23 protein-coding genes and 2 pseudogenes are annotated in these 19,485 nt (G+C 53.1%); 16 read left to right on the top strand and 9 right to left on the bottom strand.

The features are described from left to right. Nucleotides 1-781, bottom strand: a pseudogene (locus tag AV059_RS03280) (tyrosine-type recombinase/integrase); the annotation flags it as partial. Between the two features lie 487 nt (nt 782-1,268). Between AV059_RS03280 and AV059_RS03275 the strand changes: the two are divergent. The 3 genes and pseudogenes from AV059_RS03275 to AV059_RS03265 all read left to right on the top strand — a co-directional run bounded on the left by AV059_RS03275 (nt 1,269) and on the right by AV059_RS03265 (nt 4,448). Continuing rightward, a pseudogene (locus AV059_RS03275) lies at nt 1,269-2,564 on the top strand (orc1/cdc6 family replication initiation protein). A 695-nt stretch (nt 2,565-3,259) separates the two neighbouring features. Beyond that, nucleotides 3,260-4,087 (top strand): ParA family protein, encoded by an 828-nt coding sequence (locus AV059_RS03270; RefSeq protein ID WP_079990707.1) that lies wholly within the window; start codon nt 3,260-3,262, stop codon nt 4,085-4,087. Further along, a complete protein-coding gene (locus tag AV059_RS03265) occupies nt 4,080-4,448 on the top strand; it encodes a hypothetical protein (protein WP_050007901.1) in 369 nt (122 codons plus the stop codon). The genes AV059_RS03270 and AV059_RS03265 overlap by 8 nt, the downstream gene beginning before the upstream one ends. A gap of 29 nt (nt 4,449-4,477) precedes the next feature. On the opposite strand, the gene AV059_RS03260 is transcribed toward AV059_RS03265, so the two are convergent. Further along, the gene (locus AV059_RS03260; RefSeq protein ID WP_079990706.1) at nt 4,478-4,804 is read right to left on the bottom strand and encodes a PadR family transcriptional regulator; all 327 of its coding nucleotides are present in this window, start codon (nt 4,802-4,804) and stop codon (nt 4,478-4,480) included. Nucleotides 4,805-4,924: 120 nt separating this feature from the next. Between AV059_RS03260 and AV059_RS03255 the strand changes: the two genes are divergently transcribed. The 8 genes from AV059_RS03255 (at nt 4,925) to AV059_RS03220 (ending at nt 11,908) form a co-directional block, all read left to right on the top strand. After that, nucleotides 4,925-5,203: a hypothetical protein gene (locus AV059_RS03255; RefSeq protein WP_058992177.1), complete on the top strand. Its 279-nt coding sequence runs from the start codon at nt 4,925-4,927 to the stop codon at nt 5,201-5,203. Nucleotides 5,204-5,260: 57 nt separating this feature from the next. Further along, nucleotides 5,261-6,085, top strand: a complete 825-nt coding sequence (locus AV059_RS03250) for a hypothetical protein (protein ID WP_058992175.1) — start codon at nt 5,261-5,263, stop codon at nt 6,083-6,085. A 539-nt stretch (nt 6,086-6,624) separates the two neighbouring features. Beyond that, complete coding sequence (locus AV059_RS03245; RefSeq protein WP_058992173.1) at nt 6,625-7,212, top strand: hypothetical protein; 588 nt, start codon at nt 6,625-6,627, stop codon at nt 7,210-7,212. 63 nt (nt 7,213-7,275) lie between these two features. Then, on the top strand, nt 7,276-8,295 hold the full coding sequence (locus tag AV059_RS03240) for a hypothetical protein (protein WP_058992171.1): 1,020 nt from the start codon (nt 7,276-7,278) through the stop codon (nt 8,293-8,295). Nucleotides 8,296-8,528: 233 nt separating this feature from the next. Continuing rightward, nucleotides 8,529-8,729: a hypothetical protein gene (locus tag AV059_RS03235; RefSeq protein ID WP_058992169.1), complete on the top strand. Its 201-nt coding sequence runs from the start codon at nt 8,529-8,531 to the stop codon at nt 8,727-8,729. A gap of 62 nt (nt 8,730-8,791) precedes the next feature. Then, nucleotides 8,792-9,118, top strand: a complete 327-nt coding sequence (locus AV059_RS03230; RefSeq protein WP_147435934.1) for a hypothetical protein — start codon at nt 8,792-8,794, stop codon at nt 9,116-9,118. Nucleotides 9,119-9,239: 121 nt separating this feature from the next. Next, nucleotides 9,240-9,797, top strand: a complete 558-nt coding sequence (locus tag AV059_RS03225) for a hypothetical protein (protein ID WP_058992165.1) — start codon at nt 9,240-9,242, stop codon at nt 9,795-9,797. Nucleotides 9,798-10,375: 578 nt separating this feature from the next. Continuing rightward, a complete protein-coding gene (locus AV059_RS03220; RefSeq protein ID WP_058992302.1) occupies nt 10,376-11,908 on the top strand; it encodes a hypothetical protein in 1,533 nt (510 codons plus the stop codon). A gap of 199 nt (nt 11,909-12,107) precedes the next feature. Here AV059_RS03220 and AV059_RS03215 read toward each other — a convergent pair whose 3' ends face one another. Beyond that, the gene (locus AV059_RS03215) at nt 12,108-12,368 is read right to left on the bottom strand and encodes a hypothetical protein (RefSeq protein ID WP_058992160.1); all 261 of its coding nucleotides are present in this window, start codon (nt 12,366-12,368) and stop codon (nt 12,108-12,110) included. Between the two features lie 85 nt (nt 12,369-12,453). Here AV059_RS03215 and AV059_RS03210 point away from each other — a divergent pair, with 85 nt between their 5' ends. Then, nucleotides 12,454-12,699, top strand: a complete 246-nt coding sequence (locus tag AV059_RS03210) for a hypothetical protein (protein WP_058992299.1) — start codon at nt 12,454-12,456, stop codon at nt 12,697-12,699. Between the two features lie 324 nt (nt 12,700-13,023). Here the strand turns inward: AV059_RS03210 and AV059_RS03205 are convergent, their stop codons facing one another. From AV059_RS03205 to AV059_RS03200, 3 genes are all read right to left on the bottom strand, one after another. Then, nucleotides 13,024-13,896, bottom strand: coding sequence for a hypothetical protein (locus tag AV059_RS03205; protein WP_058992293.1), 873 nt, complete (start codon nt 13,894-13,896; stop codon nt 13,024-13,026). A gap of 202 nt (nt 13,897-14,098) precedes the next feature. Then, entirely contained in the window at nt 14,099-14,233 is a 135-nt protein-coding gene (locus tag AV059_RS22905) for a hypothetical protein (protein WP_255356096.1), read from the bottom strand. Further along, on the bottom strand, nt 14,233-14,592 hold the full coding sequence (locus tag AV059_RS03200) for a hypothetical protein (RefSeq protein WP_228841720.1): 360 nt from the start codon (nt 14,590-14,592) through the stop codon (nt 14,233-14,235). Before AV059_RS03200 ends, AV059_RS22905 begins: the two co-directional genes overlap by 1 nt. A gap of 99 nt (nt 14,593-14,691) precedes the next feature. Here AV059_RS03200 and AV059_RS03195 point away from each other — a divergent pair, with 99 nt between their 5' ends. After that, on the top strand, nt 14,692-14,964 hold the full coding sequence (locus tag AV059_RS03195) for a winged helix-turn-helix domain-containing protein (RefSeq protein WP_058992291.1): 273 nt from the start codon (nt 14,692-14,694) through the stop codon (nt 14,962-14,964). On the opposite strand, the gene AV059_RS23125 is transcribed toward AV059_RS03195, so the two are convergent. Next, nucleotides 14,922-15,107: a FaeA/PapI family transcriptional regulator gene (locus tag AV059_RS23125; protein ID WP_369815286.1), complete on the bottom strand. Its 186-nt coding sequence runs from the start codon at nt 15,105-15,107 to the stop codon at nt 14,922-14,924. The two genes, AV059_RS03195 and AV059_RS23125, sit on opposite strands and share 43 nt — an antisense overlap. A gap of 220 nt (nt 15,108-15,327) precedes the next feature. Between AV059_RS23125 and AV059_RS03190 the strand changes: the two genes are divergently transcribed. Both AV059_RS03190 and AV059_RS03185 read left to right on the top strand, forming a co-directional pair. Beyond that, nucleotides 15,328-15,657 (top strand): hypothetical protein, encoded by a 330-nt coding sequence (locus tag AV059_RS03190; protein WP_058992289.1) that lies wholly within the window; start codon nt 15,328-15,330, stop codon nt 15,655-15,657. Next, complete coding sequence (locus AV059_RS03185; RefSeq protein WP_058992287.1) at nt 15,654-15,917, top strand: hypothetical protein; 264 nt, start codon at nt 15,654-15,656, stop codon at nt 15,915-15,917. The genes AV059_RS03190 and AV059_RS03185 overlap by 4 nt, the downstream gene beginning before the upstream one ends. A 329-nt stretch (nt 15,918-16,246) precedes the next feature. Here the strand turns inward: AV059_RS03185 and AV059_RS03180 are convergent, their stop codons facing one another. Next, nucleotides 16,247-16,624 (bottom strand): hypothetical protein, encoded by a 378-nt coding sequence (locus AV059_RS03180; RefSeq protein WP_154020982.1) that lies wholly within the window; start codon nt 16,622-16,624, stop codon nt 16,247-16,249. A gap of 629 nt (nt 16,625-17,253) precedes the next feature. On the opposite strand from AV059_RS03180, the gene AV059_RS03175 reads away from it, so the two are divergent. Then, the gene (locus AV059_RS03175) at nt 17,254-17,505 is read left to right on the top strand and encodes a hypothetical protein (protein ID WP_058992283.1); all 252 of its coding nucleotides are present in this window, start codon (nt 17,254-17,256) and stop codon (nt 17,503-17,505) included. Nucleotides 17,506-17,584: 79 nt separating this feature from the next. Here the strand turns inward: AV059_RS03175 and AV059_RS21380 are convergent, their stop codons facing one another. Continuing rightward, nucleotides 17,585-18,493, bottom strand: a complete 909-nt coding sequence (locus tag AV059_RS21380) for an HNH endonuclease (protein ID WP_079990711.1) — start codon at nt 18,491-18,493, stop codon at nt 17,585-17,587. Nucleotides 18,494-19,485: the final 992 nt, after the last annotated feature.

Below are 19,485 nucleotides of genomic sequence, written 5' to 3'. Positions count from 1 at the left end.
GTGATCGACGGCGTCGGGTCAAGTGCCTTCGCCGCGTTGTCGAGTCTGGGAAACACAGCTGCATTCTCGTCGGGCTCTCGAAGTTGCTTCCAGCGCCGAAGCGGGCGAAGCGCGTCATCGAGGATCGGCGCAGATTCTCGGGTGCGGTTCTTGCCGAACACCTGCATTGTGCCTCCCTCTAAATCGACGTGCCGCCACCGCAGCCGTTCCGTTCTTCATCATCAGAAACAGCGACCAGTTCTGCACTACGCGCACCGGAGTAGGCGAGGAGAAGACGAGTGCCTGGTCGCGGTAGGCCGCCGTGCGGTCGACGTCGTCGCCCTCGCCGGCGTCGTCGACGCGGGCGGTCGCAGTGGCACAGATGGCGTCGCGGTCCCGTGCAGTCCAGTACTGCTGGTCTGTTTCGGTCTCATCGGTCGGGAGCGGACCTTCGGCGTGGTTGGTCTTGGCTGGGTTCGTCGGGATCAGGCCCTCGTAGACGGCCATGTGAGAAACGAGCGGACGTATGCGAAGTAGCGGCGGCAGTCTCGGGTGAGAATATCGTCTCTGCCGTCAGCCCGGGCGAGGTCACGAGCGTATTGCCGACAGAGATCATCGTCGATATCCTCTGGATTGGAGATGGTATGCTGGTCCCGAGCCCACGTTGCGAACTTTCGCAGCACGCTGGCGACGTTTGTTCGGTAGCGCCCCGGAGTCGATATCGACGAGTCGTTTCTCGATGGCGGCTTCGAGGGCGTCATCCCCAGGAGTAGCGGTCGTATGCAGGCGGAAGACGATCCATGCTTCCCGTACAGCGGCCTCCCGCCTAAAACTGGTGGTGCTTATGTGAATAATACAAACCTATCTACAAAACCAGAATTTCGGTGTTTCAGGCACTCTGTGTCTGAATACTCGGGCTTTCTGTGTCTGGTAAAGTCTATGTAGCTATATCAATCTCGCTCAAATTCTGTCCTTTAACGAACACATAATCTCATCCAAGTAATGGTATGAGCTTTTCATTCGCTCTTGTTGTGTACATGACGATAATACTTCGAAGACGGTGTGTTTGGATATCCAATGATACTCCGAAGACGGTGCGTGAATTCTATTTTAGTAGATAACGATATTCCGGTATAAGAGACTGCAGTTGCCAAGAATAGTGAGATGTTACTTCGAACGTGGTGTAGTATATTTATGTGGATGGGAGATACATCGGGATATATGACTGACAGCGACCATCATCAGGGAATAATGTGGGAGATACTGACGATTCACTCACCGTGCGGGAGATGATTGAACAGGCAGGCGAGGAGTCAGTGGTTCAGAAATCGGAATCTAGTGGAGCCCGACACGATTATCGACAGAGACCGTATTGTTGGCCGCGACGATCAACTGAGAACTGTCGTCTCTAATCTTCGGAAGGTTCTGAATGAAAACCGCCCACCGAACTTACTACTCTACGGTCCTGCAGGAACAGGGAAATCGCTGATATTTGACGCTGTTGCCCGGCAAATCCGAGACATATCTAAGAATCGGGGTTATGAGTTCGGTACACTCCGAATTAATTGCCAAAATCTCAGGAGTCTTGACGAAGCCGTGTACGCACTTGTCCGTGAAGCTGCTCATGACCTCAACGAAGAAATCGGAGTCGCGCGGCATGGCGTCTCTACGAGTACGAAGTATGACCGTCTCTACGATCTGCTAGATGAAGGATACGACTCTGTCGTGTTTGTCTTAGACGAAATTGACTTGCTACTCGGTCGGCGGTCATCTTCAAGCGAACCCGCATATTCGGATTTAATCTACCAACTCAGCCGCGCCAGCATTGAGAGCATAGATATTCAGGTATCAGTAGCTGCACTAACCAACGACCCTGAGTTCATGAATAACCTGGACGCACGAGCGGAAAGTTCGTTCAACCCACGGGACATTCCCTTTTCCGACTACGATGCTAACCAACTACAGGAGATTCTCCGGAACCGGGAAGACGCATTTATTCAGGACGCATTATCCGAGGACGTTATCCCGTTGACTTCTGCCTTCGCTGCTCAAAGTCATGGAGACGCTCGGAAAGCTATTGATCTTCTTCGGAAGGCAGGCGACGTCGCGAATGAGAACGGTGATCTGACTGTGACCGAGAATCACGTTCGGGAAGCTCAAGAGGATGTTGAGACTGACCGTTCTCTCAAGCTTGTGGAAGGACTGACGACACAGAAGAAAATCTCGTTATATGCGACAGCCGCGGTGGCGGAGTTCGGGAAGAGTGGGTCAACGACGGCGTCATCGCGGGTGGCGTTCCCGGTGTACCAGTTTCTGACGGATGTGCTTGATGCAGATGGACGGACACGGGAGACGTTCAACAACTATGTCCGTGAGGTCGGGACGTATGGGCAGCTCGATCACGAGAGGAAAAGCCTCGGCGGAAAACAAGGTGGGGGATGTACTTGATGTATGAGTTCAAGCGTGACCCCGGAGAAATCAAGAAGCGGTTAGAGCAAGACGAACGTATTGCTGATTTGAGTCACCACGAAGATGGCCTTAAGCGAGTGATTCAGGCACAGAAGCGCAATTTTGCGGAGGATTAGCATATCTACATAGGGGGAGCCACACACCGTCTTCGAAGTATCTTTGTGGCAGGTTCCACGGATAAGTTGTTCTGAAGTATAATCAGAATGGATAGAGACACACCGTCTTCGAAGTATCTTTGTTTAAAATAAGCGAGTAGTAGAGTTATGGGCATACTTTGCGATGCTCTTGATGATTCTTAGTCTGTTGATACTATTTCTCAAGTAGTGGTACGGATTTGGTTTTTCTCCCTTCTTATTAAATCTATCTCATACAATAGTCAATTTAATATCTTATCTTCCACCATTTCAATTATCCATTATTCCTCAAACTGCTCTGCATGAGTTGGTTATCGACTATTCTCCACAAACACCAATCCAGGAGGATACTTCGAAGACGGTGTGTGGGTGTCCGAAAACTGGTTGACAACTGCTTGAGACGCTAAATCTAGTACCCGGACTCGACTCCAATGGGGGTAGGGTAAGTATCAGTTAGCTACCCTTGATTCGACAGTGACAGCCGTACTATTCGAAATAGCTGGAAATTACGAACACTACGTATATTACGGATATTTCGCAACTTCCAAGTCTTACGGAAGTTGCGTAATATATGTCTTATATCTGTCGCACTGGAATTTATGTACATGGCGTAATATACGACATATACGAATGGCCCGCAAACTTCGCAAACTTCGAAAATTTCGAGAGGTGCGTACATGAGAGTCACAATTGGTATGCAGAAAGGGGGAGTCGGAAAGACAACGACAACGATCAACACGGCAGGCGCACTCGCTGAACGTGGCCATGACGTGCTCGCAATAGATGCTGATCCGCAGGGAGCTTTAACGCTCAAACTCGGGCATAAAGAGCAATATAGACAGTTCTCTGACAACCCAAATGAAGACGCGGAGGCACTGATTGATGTCCTAACCCAAGATGGAGATATGGAATTCGACCAGTTAGATGATCTCATCATCTCCGGTGGGGAGTACGACATTATTCCTGCGCATATGCGGAATTTCCTTGCCGAGAAGTCTTTGTACACTGATCGGCGAGGCTTTGAGTCTCTAAAAATCGCTCTCAACCGCTCTGACATCGACTATGACTATGTCCTGATCGACTCGCCTCCAAATCTTGGGCCGCTCGCCGATGCTGCACTTCTCGCTGCAGAGAACGTCTTATTCCCAAGCGAGCCGAATGTTATCGCTCAGGAGTCGCTTAAGATCTTGTTTGATGAAGTAGAGACTCTAGAAGACCAGTTCGAGGTCAAGATTAGGGCTATTGGAGCCATCCTAAATCAAGTCCCAGCTCAAGGCTCCATCGCAGAAGATATGCAGGACTGGTTCACTGAGACGTTCGGGGAAGATCGAGTTCTCTCAGTTCCAGACAGAGACGCAATTGAACACGCTATCGAATACGAAACATCAATTTATGCCTATGATCCAGACGACGCGGGTTATCCGTGGGATAGTGACCCAATCAATGAGCTTCGCGACTGTTATCTCAGCATCGCAGAGCTACTGGAGGAAATAAACAATGAGTGAAGACCTGAAAGAGCGGTTCAGCGATCATCAAGATCAAAGTAGCGACAAGGACGCTGAATATACTGAAATCGCAGAAGAAGAAACCGGACAGGCTGAGGCAGAAGCAGCAAACTCTCGACCCAAAGCAGAGATTCCAGTCAGAGATCGGAATCAGGTTACGATGTATCTCGGTGACGACCGAGAAGATGACATCTCCAAGCTGTTTCAAGAGGCCAACGCACAGTCTGTCCTTGCTGATGATGGAGAAATATCGAAAAATGACGAGTTCTACCCTGCACTGGTTGATTTCGTGACTGATCACAAACGGACAGAATTCTTGAAATTTTTGGGTTTAGAGGCAGATGCCGACGAAACCGAGTGACTGCCCATGCCAAATCACGTCACTGCTTGCTATGTGGATAGCTCGTCAATCGGAGCCAGATACTGATTTTCCCACTCTCGGTGACCTTGGAGGTCTCGCACGCCACGCCTTGTCAGTCGATACTTGTTTCCTCGTCCGTTCTTATCCATTTTCTTGATAAGCCCTTTCTCAGCCATTTCGTCCAGTTGCGGATACACACGTCCGACTGTGATCTCCTCGGCATAGTATTCCTGCAGTTCGGCGGTGAGTTCTGTCCCCATCGGATCGTCCATGCCTGCGATCACGACTAGCATATCACGTTTGAAACTATTCACATCGTACATCCTGTCAAACCAAACGCCACGTCCGAGATTCATAATCTTATTTATTCGCACTCATCTGAACCCGCCTTGGTAGCCTCCTGAAGCGCTGTATCGACCCTTTACCTTACACACAATGTTGTTTTATGCAGCCCTCGCAGCCGGAGGCATCACACAATGTCCAATCCATCAGACGACGCATTGCTGACAGAACTCGCAACCTACCAGAACCGGAAGCTTCTGCTCTGGCAGCTTGCAGCAGACGGACGCTCGTTCTGTGGTATCCAGTTTATCGCTCGGGAGCGCGACCTGCAGAACGCGCCCGTCGACGAGCAAGTCCAAGCCTTCGTCGATGATATGCTCTCGGATGGAGAGGTTCGGCCAGAGTACGACGCAATGGCTGACTGGGAAGCCCTGGAAGCGAACCACGGCGACACCGCTGACCAGTACCTCTAGACCAGACTCCGCCGCAGGGCGATTTTGTGTCGCCTCAATGGCTGGAGGCTTTCCAGTATGTTGCCGACAACCGAACCACCGTTCGACCCGATCTTCGTCGATGAACCACTGCTTATCCCAAACTACAAAGAGACGATCATCAGCAAAGTCGGCTTGCCGTTCTACGCCGACGTCACTCACCCCGATGAAGCGCCCGCTGACGAGCGCGAGCGAACCATCGACCTTGCGGAGCGAATCCTGCGTGCCGGCGGCGTCCGAACCGGCTTCGGGCACCACGAAGAAGTCCGAACCTCAATGGAGTCGTGGGCTCCCAATGCCGACGAGGAATGTGACGATGACCCTGGCTACTGGCGGTCGTCAGTTCTCTTGATGACTCCCCAAGAGATGAACTTCGGACAGCTGGACGGCGAACCCGAGCAGAAGCACAAGAAGGCCAAGACCGTGCTTGCGTGGGCCAGAGAGTGCATCGACAGCGATGTCCTTCAGGAGATCGAGCGGTCCCAAGCCGAGGATATCAAACAAGCGTGGCGCGACGCCGCAGAAGCCGAACTGACTCAGCGCGAAATCGACCAGTTCGCCGAGGACCCGCCAGACAAACTCGATGGGTGGACGAGACTTGACGCCGACCACGACGCTGTCGAAGTGGCCTACGTCGCTGACAACCACGGGACGCCGTCGGTTGCAGCCGTGTTTGAGGGGGCTGACAGCGAGTTGGAGGCGCTTGAGTTCACGCTGACGGAGTGGCAAGAGAACGACGGCAATCCTCGCGAGGCAAGGCCAAATCGGCACTGTGTCACGACTGACGGTGACGGGGCCTACGCCCGTCTTCGATCACATCTGCTGACCTTCGAGGTCGAACCGATAGAGCGACTTGAAGTGTGAGTTGATCTCGCTCTGAGTGCATAGAACACCGACAGTACAGCTGGTTGTATTCTGCTCTGCTGAATTGCTTAGAACATTGTAGGAGCCAGTCATCAGGTGCGGACCAGAACGTGATTGTATCTTAGTCGCTTTTAAGCGTTTCCTCAGGGAGCAGTATCTCGGGCCGTTGGCGGCAATCTGCAGCCCGCGCGAACGCTCTAATTCGATCCCACTCGTCGGGTGTGAGGTTGCTATCCATAATTGACAACTACCTGTTTAGCGTTTTAATATTTTCTGTATTTGTATGAAATAAAAGACAGTTAAGGAAAGCACGAGGACAAAACTAACCTCAGGAGGGTCCCTACGACACCCCCTTGAGACCGGCTTTAGTCCCAGACTTAACACACCGTATTTCGAGTGAAAATACCATCGCTGTCTGGTGGTTTTCTCCGGAGACAGTGGTGTGTGCCAATTCTTCAGCGATTAGTCGACCAGACTGTGAGTTTTTGCACCCCCAGTCGGGTGCGGGGCGGTCCAGTGAGGGCGTCCCGACAGTACCCATGGCATCGAAGACCACCAACAGCGATCAAACCGGAGAACAGCAACCAAAAGCCGATTCCACCGAAGCGCAGTTCCCAGACCTCACAGTCCACGCCGAGGGGACCGCAGATCGACTTCGGCGTGTGAATGAACCCGGGAAGGCCGATTGTCTCGAAACAGTCGAGGTCGAGCTAGCTGTCGAGTACGATATCGACTCCTACGACGAGTGGCGCAATCTCGTCGACCCAGACTACGCCATACACGGACGGACCGTTGAGAAGGGCACGATTATCGACGACCTGCTTGACAGACTTGAAGGCCACTACCGCCGGCAGTCGTCCTCTAGATATGAAGCCCCGGACTGGAATCTCACGGTGACCGGCTCGGCGACTGCTTGGCGACGACTCTTGATGGAATTTTCCCAGATGCGCGGTTCAGGTTCCGACCGTGCCCACAAAGGCACCCTTCGTCTCAAACGATTGCTCGCCGCAGACCTCGTAGACACAGGCGCAGCGCTGGCTGCCCTCGAACTCATCAACCAGTACGATCTGGACAGATCAACGGACACGTTCATCGCAGAAGTGACGGACAGCACGGACGGCGAGTAGCCAACTCGTCCTGTCTTGGTCTCTGTCGGTTTGTGCTTCCCTCGGGGCTGGAGTTTAAATACCATGACGAACGCAACCAAGCGTGTGACTGATCGAAATCCTGAGTACGATCCCGCTGATATCCTCGGCGCAGCGAGTTCCGATCCTGAAACGAGGGGGAACGGACGGGAACGAGTCCTCGACTCCACCGGCTATCCCGACCGTACAGAGGATGAGACTCGTACCTGTCGGACCTGTGGACAGGATATCCCACAGGATGAACGCCAGTGTCCGTTCTGCGCTCAGACCGGTATCTCAAAGACTTCGTCCGACGATCAGGATAGCAGCCCACTTGGGGAGTGGATATTCGGGCGGGTAGTACTCGCACTCGTCGAAGCGAACACCGACTTCCATGCACGAGCGCTCGGCGCTGCGGCCTTCTCCGTTTCCGACAGCATCGCGAGCGGTGAGGACGTCTCCCATGGAACGGTGAAGTGCCGAGCAGCATTTGGGACAGAGCCAGCCGCCACTCTCACGAAGGGGTGGCCCGACCTGCCGACCGAAACCACGATGGACGCGGAACCCGGACAGGCGCTCCTAGAGACGGCCGACGAGCAGATCAACTGGGACGGGGATGGGGGCGACGTCCAGCCACGGATCTATCTCGAGGACGGGTCACCAGTTACCGACCGCTCGGAGTTCCAGCAGCTCACGGATGAGTTCCGACAGGACGACGGCACGTACTGGCTTGTGCCCGGTGTCGTGCAGCGCCATCAGGCAAGAGCCGAACCGGAGATAGTTGGAATCGGGTTCCACTGTCGGCAGTGTGGCGCCGTGACGGGACACGAATCACACGGGCTGGACGGTTTCGAGTGTCACTCACACCTTGACCGGCTGATCTGGACCTGCAGGGAGTGTGGACAGCACCGACACGAGCCCGACCAAGAGGATGACACGGAGGAGGCCACGGACTACGAGCATCTCCTCGACGGCGTCTCACCGGAGGATATCCACGGCGACGAGCCGGACTTCCAGGAGCAGGAGTTTCAGGACCAGATCAGTGCCTATCGCGAGCGCCATGGCTTCTTTCCGTGGGAGCGGTAGCTGTCGTGTCGGCAAAGCGTAACGGGTGCTGTGAAGACACAGCGTGTCATAGAACTGTTCACAGTCACTATTCGGTTCTTGATCGACGGTCAGTATAGCTGAGCAGCCGAAAGGATGTGTCCGGTTCTCGGGTGAAAGTCGGAGATTTCCCTCTATATTGAGCACATACCAGAAGCAGACGAATTAACCCGGGTGTACGATTTATATGCAAACAATGAGTCAGATGTATTTGAATGTCAGTTGATCCAAGTGGACTTCCCAGTTACATTCTCTTGTTGTGCGTTGCAATAGGTGGTGCAATGGCCCTTCAGAAGGGGATGCTAGCTTCAGGATACGTAATATTCGGAAATACCATCCGAACGATGAACGTTTTTGGGGTTATAGGTGCTTTCGCTCTGCTTATTATGGTAATCGCCTACGGAAGGTGGCTCTAATGCAATTGGGACTATTCGAATACATCTCAAACCAGTTGCCCAGCATTTTCACTGGATTGACTATGGCGATAATCGGTCTAAGCGTCTACGAAGCAGGGGATGGCTACTTCCTATCTGGGGGCAGCTTCCGGGGAAAGCATGAGGCAGTTATAATACTTCTTGGAAGCCTGATTGGTGTCTCTCTATTTACCCCACAAATCAAGAGCATCTGGGTATCAATACTTCCTCAACTTCATCCTGCGCAAATCGTCGGCGGATTACTGCTGCTGGGGATGGTTGCTGTGAATGAAACCACTGGATGGAATCATTTAGAATTAAAATCAATTGTGTTTTACATAGCTGGCGCCGTCCTCATTGTTCGGCCAGATGTAATTTATCTGGTCTTCTGAGCGATCATTGACTCACAGAGTGTGGTAGTGATTCGGTGAGCTTGAGAGTGTTGCGACTCAAAATAATATATATTCAAATATATTCAGCCGGATTTATTTTTACTACTAAACTAACTACCATATGGACCCAAAAGAGCATCCAGAGCAGAAGAAATCTGTCAGCCTTGACCAGATCGGTGAGGCGATTGGTGATGCAGAAAGTGTTGACGATGAGTTTTGGGAAATTAGCTTAAAACAAGGTGAGGACACTTTCTCTAGAGGATATGATGAAGCCAGTACCCGGCGGCAACAGGCAATTGAAATGGTAAAAGTTGCTCTTCTATTAGGCTCGTTGTACCTTGCGCTGTATCGCTTCGGAGGTGATAATATCGGGGTAGAGTCTAATCCCTATTTCGCAGCTCTTCCGTTCATATTCCTTTCAATAGCTGTCACAAGCTACATTCTTGGATACTATGAACTTAGCGGTCAAGTTGCTGGCCCCTCATCTGCCAATTTACACTCTGCTTTAGAGAGTGGTTATGATTCAACTGAATATAAACGAATAATGTCAGCAGTTTATTTCAAGTGGTCCGATGATAATATGGATCTTCTACATAAAGAAGCGCGTCGATTTGGCTGGGGAACTGCTTTTCTACTTTCTTCTCTAGTAGCGATTGTTCTACTGGTTTTGCTAGGATAATACCTGCTACTGGGCAAGTCCATCTCAACTGAATAGACTGGCTCCCCGTCCGTTTCTGTGGGGGAGAGCCGGACACGCATTCGTCTTTAGCTAACACCAGTAGTAATTTTCAGAATTATAATTATAACTACAGAGATTAGGAAGAGCAATTCCGTCGGTCGAAGCGCTGTTCCTTGTCAAATCCTACGATGACCAACGCTAAAATCGGTGTTTTTCGACGTCCTATTGTGGTTTGAAGGCAAAATTCGACCGAAAATCACGGTCTAACAGTATTACTATGAGTATTATCTAAAGACGAATTGCCGGACACGTTCTCCCCCAAATTAACAGCGGCTGGGGTCGATCCATCGCAGAACTCTAGAAACCATAGCCGCAAATCTAGTGCCGCGTCAAGTCTGAACTGCTAGAATTAATCGAGAGACGCTGTATCGTGGGAATCTAGCGATTTACGACTGAAGCGGCACTAGATTACCGGACGTTCGCTTAGAAGGCTATGACGATTAGGACGGAACAGAAGTAAATCAGGGAACCACTCGCTAAACACTTTCACAGATTAGTAATAATCATCAGGATAATCAATGGCTTGCGATATCCTTCAAATCCAGCAGGACAACAGCCTCAGTTGTAGCCAAAAGCTGGACAAGATACAGAATTTAATCCAAAACATCGGATATTTACCACCTGGAGGCCTCCATCATGTATCCGACATCTTTGAGGACTGCGTCCAGCAGGAACACGCAAAATCCCTGGAAACCGCCTACCTGATCTCAGAAGAGACTAATATACTGGCCAGCTCCGATCTTGGACGGGGACTTGAGGCTATCGGAACCCACGATATCAACGCAGTCAACCAGTTCACCAGACAGAAAATACAGGGCCAAGACCTCAAGAAAGCACACTACCTAGCCCCTCTCATCCCACACCTCTACAGAGGACAGGAAAACGAAATGGCCAGTCAGATGCCGGACTGGTACAACACCTACAGCTACTTTTTCATCCGATCCCTCAAACGGACAATCGAATACTACCTCGAAGACCGGGCTTCTAAGGGCGACTTTGACACAGAGCTACAGGTCGTCCAAACTGAACTCGAAGACATAGCAAAAAACGAAGACCTAGATTCCACCGACGCATACCAGGGCCGTCACAAACACGATCGCCTGCTCAAAATATCTCTACTACTCGACGACCTCGAATGGGACAGCAAGAACACTATTAATTACAACGAGGTCAAGCAGAACCTCTCCCGCTATCCGAACCTCGAACATCTACTCACCCACAACAAGCCAGGCATCCCTACCCTCCGAGACCACAATCAGCACCCACTAACAAACCTGCTCAGGCAAGAACAGGACCCAAATGAGAACCCGAAAACAGTACAGAAACTCACCTACTACAATCACTGTCTCGAACTAATAGCCGCAAACGGCCAAAGCAACGACCCCTTAGGCACTTTAAGAAAGAAAGTCCTAGGAAGACCAGAATACGAGAGCACGATAGCCGAAATAGAAGTCATCAGCGCACTCCGCAGAGAGTTTAGAACCCCCAACGTTGACATCGAGAAACAGGCCCCCAACGGCAAACAACCAGATGTACACATCAACACGTCTTCAAAGACTATCTGGGGTGAAATCACAATACCTCGCCCACAGACCTCCTACCAAGTCGCACGACGATACAGTCTGAGGACGAACCCCCAAGACACCGACTATTGGCCCAAGAAATCCCATCTACAAAAGCAGATTCTCAACAAGGTAGAGAGCCAGATACAACCAGTGAAAGAGGACACTGGCGACCTCACAATGCTCGTGATCAAAAACGAAGACTCCAAAGTCGACAAAGACACATTCCAGAACTATATTTTAGGCCGCCTCGGACTTGCCATCCCCGAAGATCCTGACGCCGAACCAATAGTAATCCGGGGAGAAACCGGCCTCGAATACGACGACATCGACGACTACCTCGATATATTAGTCCTGTTCGACACCCTGAACGATCTCAGCAGTCCACCCTACATTGAGGGCCAAGTGGCCAACCTGACCGACATCGATCCAACCATCATCGACCAGTTGGTTAACGTCTTCAACGCAGATGAACTTACACCCTCATAAGATTTTGAAAGAATCCAGGGTTTGAGACTGAGTGACAATCTACTGCCAGCTTCGAAAAAAATATTCTGCACCCTACATCTCGCACGGCGCTCAGAAAATCGAGTAAAATTGGTAGGACCGCTGGCAGTCCGTCTGCACGCTTACCAAACAGCCGTTTCACACCCTCTGATGAATAAAGAAACCGTATGCACAACGGCTGCTACTCCGGCAGTAGCCAGTCCAAAGCGATACTCGTCCCGTCCTCGGTCCGGGGCACTGTATTCTCCAACAAGTTCTCGTCACTTTTGTCGACGTCGAGAATGCCGGTTTCGACGATGCGAGGACTGTCCTCCCGTTCGCCGGTGAGGGTCAGGCACAGCTGGCCGTCGACCTTCCCACCGACAACCGAGATCGTCGCAACTTCGTCGGGAAACGAGACGGTCGTCCAGCCATCGGGTTTCCGGACCCGCAATTCGGTCATCAGCTCTTCTTCTCTCGGCAAGCAGTATCAGCACTCTGGCTGGTATCCGAGCCATTTTGTGTCTCCCTCGGAGCCGGAGGAGATCATGAGTACCACAGCGCCTTCCTTCGAGGAGTATGACTTCGACCGCGGCGACCACGTCCGAACCGACTGGACCGACGGAGACGGCCCACTCGATGCAGTCGTCGGAACCGTTACAGAAATTTCGCGTTCCGGCGGCAACGTGATCGTCTCTGTCGAGGCTGACGACGACCAGTATCCCGACAACTCGATCTACGGCGGCACACACGATTGCGCTCCCGAGTGGGTCGAGACAATAGAGCAAGCCTAGTCTGACAGCAAGAGAACTCGCCCGTATTTTGTGAGCCCCCGCCGGGTGAGAGGCGGTCCAGAGAAGGCCTATCAGCCATATCCGAACAGGCAGGCGATCCAGACCAGTACCAAGATGGATCTGTCACACCCGTTGTGACCACTGGAATCGCTGTGGTCGCTCTGTTCGTGTTACGATCACTCACTACACTCCTGACAACAGGGGGTCGCTCCCGGTTCCTGCAGCTAGCAAACAGCGGCGTCGACGGCGGCAGGGCACGTACCACCGCGTCCAGTAGCGTCGGTTCAGTGTCGGTTCGTGTCCTATCCGGTGTGTGTCACAGGGTTAGGGCGTGGACTCCACCACAACGGGTGTGACGCCACCTGTCGCGGCTTTGTGGTCGCTGTTCTCCAACAGATCGAGACCGATGTAGCGTTTTTCGAGTAACCCTTCGGCGGTCTCGATATCCATCGCGAGGATCTCGGTTTGGGTCTGATCCCGTCCGACCTGCCGGGTTTTCTCGACGACGTCGTCGCCGCCGATGTCGACCAGTGTCTCCCAGACGCGCTTGATCGTCTGGCGGTGGGGTTCCTTCCCGAGTTCGGCGGTGAGGGCCGTTTGTAGGTCACCTTTCGTCATGAAAACGCCGCTGCCGTCGGTTCGTGTCGTGGCAAACTCCGGCCAGCGCTTGGCGATGCTGATGGCGCGATAGGTGTTCTGGCGGTTCGAGCGCTCGACGAACATCGTCTTGACTTTCGACTGCCGGCAGTTCGCGAAGAAATCCAGCGGGGAGCTGCTGGGTTCGATGCCCTCGGGGAGCTCCTCGGCGTCTTCCTGCTGGTCGGTGTCGGCTTCGAGTTGCTGGGCTTTGGCGATGGCACTCTTGGCGACGTCGCGGGTAGTCTCCTGCTTTGCTTCGAGGTCGTCGAGACGCTGGTCGTTCGTGGCGGCGTTACCGACGGCGGTGGTGGCAACCTCGTGGGTCTGTTCAACGTCGGCCTCTAGTTCGGTGACGCGTTCGTGGAGGTCATCGATAGTCGCGACCAGCGTCTCAAGAACACTCGAAACGAGGGGTGACACGTCGCCGTCGAGGTCGTTGACGAGCGCTTGGAGTTCGTCGGTATCCGTCTCAGCCTGTCCGATGTCCATGTCGAGATGGTCGGCAAGGGCTTGGTCGGTGGCTGTGTCGTCGTCGTTGGGGTTCGTTTGTCGTGGCATTGTGACCACAGGACCCGTGCTCGGAATCGAACCGAGCAGTGCTGACCACAGCACGGGCTACCGGTGACGTAGCTGGCGCTCTCTAGGCGAGCGGTTGGCTCGTGGCAACCCCGCTCCGTCTAGTGGATTTGCGTCGTGGCACCGCGCCGCCGACTAGCAGTCTGTATGTGCTGTCGTCGCCCGGACCGGCGTGGCACTGGGTTCACCGGTTGCGGGACACCTCCACTAGTGGCAGGGGTACAGCTGTGGCCGAGGCCGTGGAGGCTTCGAGTGGCTGGGCGACCGGATGCGGGTGGCCATGGAGATAGGCCGGGCGGCGCAAGTGGTGCGTACTCATTATGGGCCTCCGCTGACGGCGAGCAGTATCTGTCTAGCTTCGCGTGTCCGTCTAGTGGTGTGCTCTGTTTGGGCCAGTGCAAGTCGGGCTGCGCAGGCGTCGAGGCGTGCTTGGATGTGACTGCGCTCGTAGCCCGGCGGGTCGAGGACAGTCTGGCAGTACTCAATGACAGCGGCGTCAATGTCGGCGTTTGATAAGAGGCACTTGGCTGTCGATAGTCTACGCTCCTGCCGGTCCTGTGCGGTATCGTTTTGTGGTCTGGTTGCTTCGGTCATGATGCCGTGCGCGACCGGGCCAGCGGAGGTATGGCTCCGGTGGTCCATTTTCGTCGAATATATCTGACCCGGTGAGTCGCGCATATCTGGATACGTGACACCCGTTGGACATAATACTTGTGCAGGTGCAATGATTAGTAGACACTTTCTATAAGTATGCACTCCCAGACATGAATCATACTGATGGCTGGCGACAAGCCAGGCCCTGAGCAAGAGGTCAGTGACGAAGAACTACTTCGTGTGCTTGCTCTAGCCTACAAACCGGCGCTCGGAACCACTGAAATCGCAGACCGCGTTGATCTTAGTAGACAGGCTATTGATCGACGGATGAAGCAACTCGAAGAGATACGCCTCGTTGAATCCGGAAAGTTCGGATCGACCAGAGCGTGGTGGTTGACTGATGACGGGAGGCGTCAGGTCTCCGATTCGGAATTGAACGACCCGTCGAGCCAGTAAATATACGGCCCATTTCCGAGCTGAGACCTCTGAATATCGCCAGATTCTGCTAACTGACTCATCCGCTGCCGGACTCTCCAAGATGAAAGTCCAACCTGTTCTGCAACTTGCTTGGCAGTGGCAAACGGTTCGTTTGTACTCATAACGGCCTGAAGTAACTCGGAGTCGTTGACTTTGGGGTCGGGGCCTTTGGTACTCATCTTCTGTTACTCAATCATTGCGCCTAGACAATAGTTTTATTGTTGCGGGGGCGCAACCTTTTAGATAGGAACAGACGCGCGGCTGGGCGATTTCGTGCCTTCGAGAACACGAGTTACCCACCCTGCTAGAGACAGGGCAGGCGCGTCGGTTCCGGAATGAACCATGAGTAAGTCTGCCTCGCCGACTAGTAAATCTGTCGGCACGACTGACGCACATCGACAGGAACGTATCGCTCGCGAACTGCTTACCCAGAGCCGCCCGCTTTTCGTCGGTGTCGACGGCGAAGGCGCGGCCCACTACTGGGACAGCTACGAGTTCGCTGTAGCCGTTGTTGCCACCAAAGACCACGCCGAGAAAGTCGAACTCGCCGATACGCCGTATGAGACACTCGCAGGCTGGTGCGGGTACACGCAGGACAAACGCGGCTGGGCTGTCGGCCCGCATGCCGGCGGCTCTATCGTCGACGATCTCGTCCGGAGGCTGGACACATGAGTAAGACCGTTCGCTGCACGGTCGAGAACCGCCAGCGTGTCCGGCGTGCTGCCCAAGCGCTCCGGGAGACCGTGCCGACCGTGCTGGTCGAGACGACGCCGCCGGTCCGTTCGGAACACGACGCCTGGACGGTCGACGCCGTGCTTCGTGACACCGAGGGCATCCCGCCCGAGGTGCTTCGAGAGCTGGCGCTAGCTGGACTGACGTTGCAGCCAATGCCCTCGCAGGCTGGTAACCAACACGTCGTCGCGACGGCCTGAATCGGGTGGCGATACCTCTATTTTTTGCTGAATCGTGTGTATGCCCTGCATGGGTTGCGATGGTTTTGAGACTACTCCTGACAGCTTGCGACCCCGCGCCGGGACCTGTTAGAGACAGGTCCCATGATGGCGTGAGTATGTACCTGTAAGTGGCGGGTGACCGGTATGTACCCCTTCTTGGACTTCCGGGGGTGGTAGTTCACTAACCAACACTCGGTGGAGACAGTGGCCCAGTGTTGGTTAGTTAGGAGTGTTGTAGAACAGTTCTCTGGGCGACTGATCCCAAATCGATTGCTGGTGAATCGGCTGGTCAATATGCCTACTTATATTCAGTATGGCCGTTTGCTGGCAAACCAAGCTGTGATGATACCTGCAATACCCGCAAGGAGGTACATAGCGAGAAACATCGGGGCAAGCGGGCCGGATCCAGCAAAAATGAGATACAGGTGAATTGGAACCACTACAGCGAGTGTTCCTCCCACCGGGAGAGTGAATCGCTCTCTTTTCGTCGGGCGACTCAGAGCCTGCTCAAATGTGGCCTGCGTCGCTCCGAACACCATTGAAAGAACCCCAACAAGTATGACGAATACATTTTCAAACAGCCCCACCGGGCTTAACCACGGCATCCAGTGCGGAGGGAGGGCCACGAAAACACCCACATATGACAGTATAATGAACGCCACACCGATTGTAGTTCGTAGACCCATCTGAACTACCCTCGTATGAATCTACACTACGGTTTCCGATTTAAAACCAGTAGAACCACTTTCATAGTGTGTTCCGTCTTTCTACTATACTGATCAGATCACCACGAGCGATTAACTCAGTGTTCGCAGTTTCTTGATGCTGTCCTTCGCGAGACCGAGGGTGTGCCGCCCGAAGTGCTCTGGGACCTCGCGCTAGCCGGGCTGACGGTGCAGCCGACGCCGTCGCAGGCGGAGTATCAGCACGTGGCGGCGACAGTGTAGCGAAAAGCGCTAACCAACAATAGCTTACCAATACCTGTGACTGTTGGTTAGCCGACTATCGGTTGATTTCTGACCGTCGGTTGTTGCTCACCATCTCACCAGAAATACCCGCCCAGTGGATATGCATATTGCGCCTGTAACCCCGACCAAATTCGTCACTCAGCGCTGTGTGGCGGAACGAAACCACAGTTCGAACAGCCGTTGTGCTTCGTCGTCTGATAGCTCAATCTCGCGCCGCAGTTTGGACAGTTGTACTGCTCGAAACTCACCAGTGCGAAAAAATGCTCGACAGCATCTAAAATTTCACATGATATATGTCTAATCTTTTTAATGGGTAGCTCGTTTGTACTGACCGTACCGCCCGCGAACTGCTCACCCAGAACCGCCCGCTCTTCTTGGGCATCGACGGTGAAGGCGCGGCACACTACTGGGATAGCTATGAGTTCGCTGTGGCCGTCGTCGTCAGCGACGCCCAAGCCGAGAAGGTCAAACTCGCCGAGACGCCGTATGAAACACTCGCAGGCTGGTGCGAGTACACGCAAGACGAACGCGGCTGGGCCGTCGGCCCTCACGTCGGAGGCTCACTCGTCGATGATCTCGCTCGGGGGCTGAACGCATGAGCAAGACTGTTCGCTGCACAGTCGAGAACCGCCAGCGTGTCCGGCGAGCTGCCCGAGCGCTTCGTCTCAAGCAAATCTGTTAGTTGTCTCTGTTTTTCCGGAAGAGGTATCCACCGGCTGTGAAACACAGGCTCAAAAAGATAAGCCAATATAAACCGAGACGGGACAGTAACGGTTTTCGGACTTTTAGATTCATTTTCTCAGCCAATATATCACTCTCTTGGGTACTGGTTACCCTATATGGATTGGTAAAAATATGCGCCTCAGCACCGAATGTTGTCTTTCTCTGTCCTACACCACTGTCTGCAACCATTTCGCTGCCAGATAAGGAGACACTTGTCGAGGCTGTTTCTCCTGGTGCCAAATCAAAGTCGAACGTAGCGATTTCTCCTTTGAGCCAGTAGTTGGTGTGTCCAAGCACGTCAAGTTGACCTCTGAGGTAATTCTCACTTGGGTTATGGACACTCACTCGTAATCGGGTGCTGTCCTTCTCAGATATCACATTGTCCGCAAGCTCATATTTTAGGATTAACGGCTGACCAACGTCGTACCGAATCTCTTGACCATACCCGTCCGGGTCTTCAGTGTCACTGTGATACGCAATATGATACTCTTCGCTGACTGTTTGCCCTGCTGGAAATACCTGTACAACTGCTCCATACGTCACTCCTAAAAACACCACTAACACAACTAGCCCAACTGAAATTGCCCCAGCCACTGGGTCAATCTCATCTTCACTGTCGGTGGTTGAAGAGCTACGTCCACCGACGCCGTGTCCGTGGATATTCTTGTGGCATGATTTACAGACTGTAGTTAGGTTACGAAACCGGTGTGAACCGCCTTCAGAAATTGGTGTCTTGTGATGAGCATGGAGTTCGACACTACCTCGTGGCCCACCGCGGGCACCACATTTATTACATCGGTGATTATCCCGTTTGTAGACCTTTTTACGGCGAGTGTTCCAATCAGAAGGATACTTGTCTCCCATTTTTGTAGCTAATATAATATTACTCGAGATAAAGGACCTAAACTTTCCGAGATACTACTTGTAATCTGGTTAATATGTAGGTCACTTTTGACTTTAAGAGCCCCGTTGGGTTTCACACTTTTTGCGAAGCTGTTTTGTTCATCTCTTGTCAACCCCGTGAATGGCAGTTTCAACGATTTGAGGCAGTACTTAGTCTTTAACAATTGTTCCGGATTTCGGGGTAATTTGTTGCACGCCGACCACACCCGGTACCCGGTGGTATAAGAGGTTACGAAGGCTGGATGAAAACGGGTGTCAGCCCCCTGATACTGGTCCACCCTGCGTCCTCTTCGGGGTCGTATACACCGCCCTAGTCGGGTACTTTCTCCGGGGCGACTTCACGAATAGCGTGGAGTAACTCTTCGCTGGTCTACCCATGAGCACAATACGCTCAGTTTCGGTCACCCCCCTAAAATTACTGACCGTAGCCCGCCCTACACCCCCCCACGCCGCCGCTTGTACTCGTCACGCTCAAGTGCCTACTTGTACGCACTCGCGGGCGTCGGGTCGCCAAGCCACACCAGAAACCGCTCAGTCGCATCGGAGGGTAACGCCAGCCGCCGATCCCACACCATGACGTCGTAGCCCTGTTCAGCAATTGCCTGCTCGCACGCCTGTCGCTTGCTGTCGTCGGTGATCGCCCAAGTGGCCCGTGGCCGCGTCGAGACTCTCAGCCACCCTAACCCACCGTCACAGGCGTAGCAGATACGTGCAATCGGCTTCGTTAGCGTCCAGTCCGACGGCGGGCTGTCAATCCATGTCCATATTCTCAGGGGCTAAACGAGATATTGTCCGGGGCTGGCACACATTAGCAGTGCTATGACCGAGGCGATCGAGCCACGTCCAGAATGAGAATGGATTCTATTGATTGTGCCCTTCCATAGCATAGAACCAACTCACATTCGTCTTCATTTCCAACTCCAAACACTATTTAAATTCCCAATCACACAGCA

Source organism: Haloarcula sp. CBA1127, assembly GCF_001485575.1.
In the GTDB taxonomy this organism is placed as follows: domain Archaea; phylum Halobacteriota; class Halobacteria; order Halobacteriales; family Haloarculaceae; genus Haloarcula.
Note: the sequence above shows the minus strand (reverse complement) of the source record. Positions and strands in the feature narration are given on the sequence as shown.

Bases quoted from the DNA above. Each gene is read 5' to 3' on its own strand.
- AV059_RS03185 (WP_058992287.1), top strand. From the start codon at position 15,654: ATGAGTAAGACCGTTCGCTGCACGGTCGAGAACCGCCAGCGTGTCCGG.
- AV059_RS03265 (WP_050007901.1), top strand. From the start codon at position 4,080: ATGAGTGAAGACCTGAAAGAGCGGTTCAGCGATCATCAAGATCAAAGT.
- AV059_RS03240 (WP_058992171.1), top strand. From the start codon at position 7,276: ATGACGAACGCAACCAAGCGTGTGACTGATCGAAATCCTGAGTACGAT.
- AV059_RS03180 (WP_154020982.1), bottom strand. From the start codon at position 16,624: ATGGGTCTACGAACTACAATCGGTGTGGCGTTCATTATACTGTCATAT.
- AV059_RS03200 (WP_228841720.1), bottom strand. From the start codon at position 14,592: ATGCGCGACTCACCGGGTCAGATATATTCGACGAAAATGGACCACCGG.
- AV059_RS22905 (WP_255356096.1), bottom strand. From the start codon at position 14,233: ATGAGTACGCACCACTTGCGCCGCCCGGCCTATCTCCATGGCCACCCG.
- AV059_RS03225 (WP_058992165.1), top strand. From the start codon at position 9,240: ATGGACCCAAAAGAGCATCCAGAGCAGAAGAAATCTGTCAGCCTTGAC.
- AV059_RS03195 (WP_058992291.1), top strand. From the start codon at position 14,692: ATGGCTGGCGACAAGCCAGGCCCTGAGCAAGAGGTCAGTGACGAAGAA.
- AV059_RS03235 (WP_058992169.1), top strand. From the start codon at position 8,529: ATGTCAGTTGATCCAAGTGGACTTCCCAGTTACATTCTCTTGTTGTGC.
- AV059_RS03215 (WP_058992160.1), bottom strand. From the start codon at position 12,368: ATGACCGAATTGCGGGTCCGGAAACCCGATGGCTGGACGACCGTCTCG.
- AV059_RS03270 (WP_079990707.1), top strand. From the start codon at position 3,260: ATGAGAGTCACAATTGGTATGCAGAAAGGGGGAGTCGGAAAGACAACG.
- AV059_RS23125 (WP_369815286.1), bottom strand. From the start codon at position 15,107: ATGAGTACAAACGAACCGTTTGCCACTGCCAAGCAAGTTGCAGAACAG.
- AV059_RS03260 (WP_079990706.1), bottom strand. From the start codon at position 4,804: ATGAATCTCGGACGTGGCGTTTGGTTTGACAGGATGTACGATGTGAAT.
- AV059_RS03230 (WP_147435934.1), top strand. From the start codon at position 8,792: ATGGCGATAATCGGTCTAAGCGTCTACGAAGCAGGGGATGGCTACTTC.
- AV059_RS03250 (WP_058992175.1), top strand. From the start codon at position 5,261: ATGTTGCCGACAACCGAACCACCGTTCGACCCGATCTTCGTCGATGAA.
- AV059_RS03220 (WP_058992302.1), top strand. From the start codon at position 10,376: ATGGCTTGCGATATCCTTCAAATCCAGCAGGACAACAGCCTCAGTTGT.
- AV059_RS03255 (WP_058992177.1), top strand. From the start codon at position 4,925: ATGTCCAATCCATCAGACGACGCATTGCTGACAGAACTCGCAACCTAC.
- AV059_RS03205 (WP_058992293.1), bottom strand. From the start codon at position 13,896: ATGCCACGACAAACGAACCCCAACGACGACGACACAGCCACCGACCAA.
- AV059_RS03245 (WP_058992173.1), top strand. From the start codon at position 6,625: ATGGCATCGAAGACCACCAACAGCGATCAAACCGGAGAACAGCAACCA.
- AV059_RS03210 (WP_058992299.1), top strand. From the start codon at position 12,454: ATGAGTACCACAGCGCCTTCCTTCGAGGAGTATGACTTCGACCGCGGC.
- AV059_RS21380 (WP_079990711.1), bottom strand. From the start codon at position 18,493: ATGGGAGACAAGTATCCTTCTGATTGGAACACTCGCCGTAAAAAGGTC.
- AV059_RS03190 (WP_058992289.1), top strand. From the start codon at position 15,328: ATGAGTAAGTCTGCCTCGCCGACTAGTAAATCTGTCGGCACGACTGAC.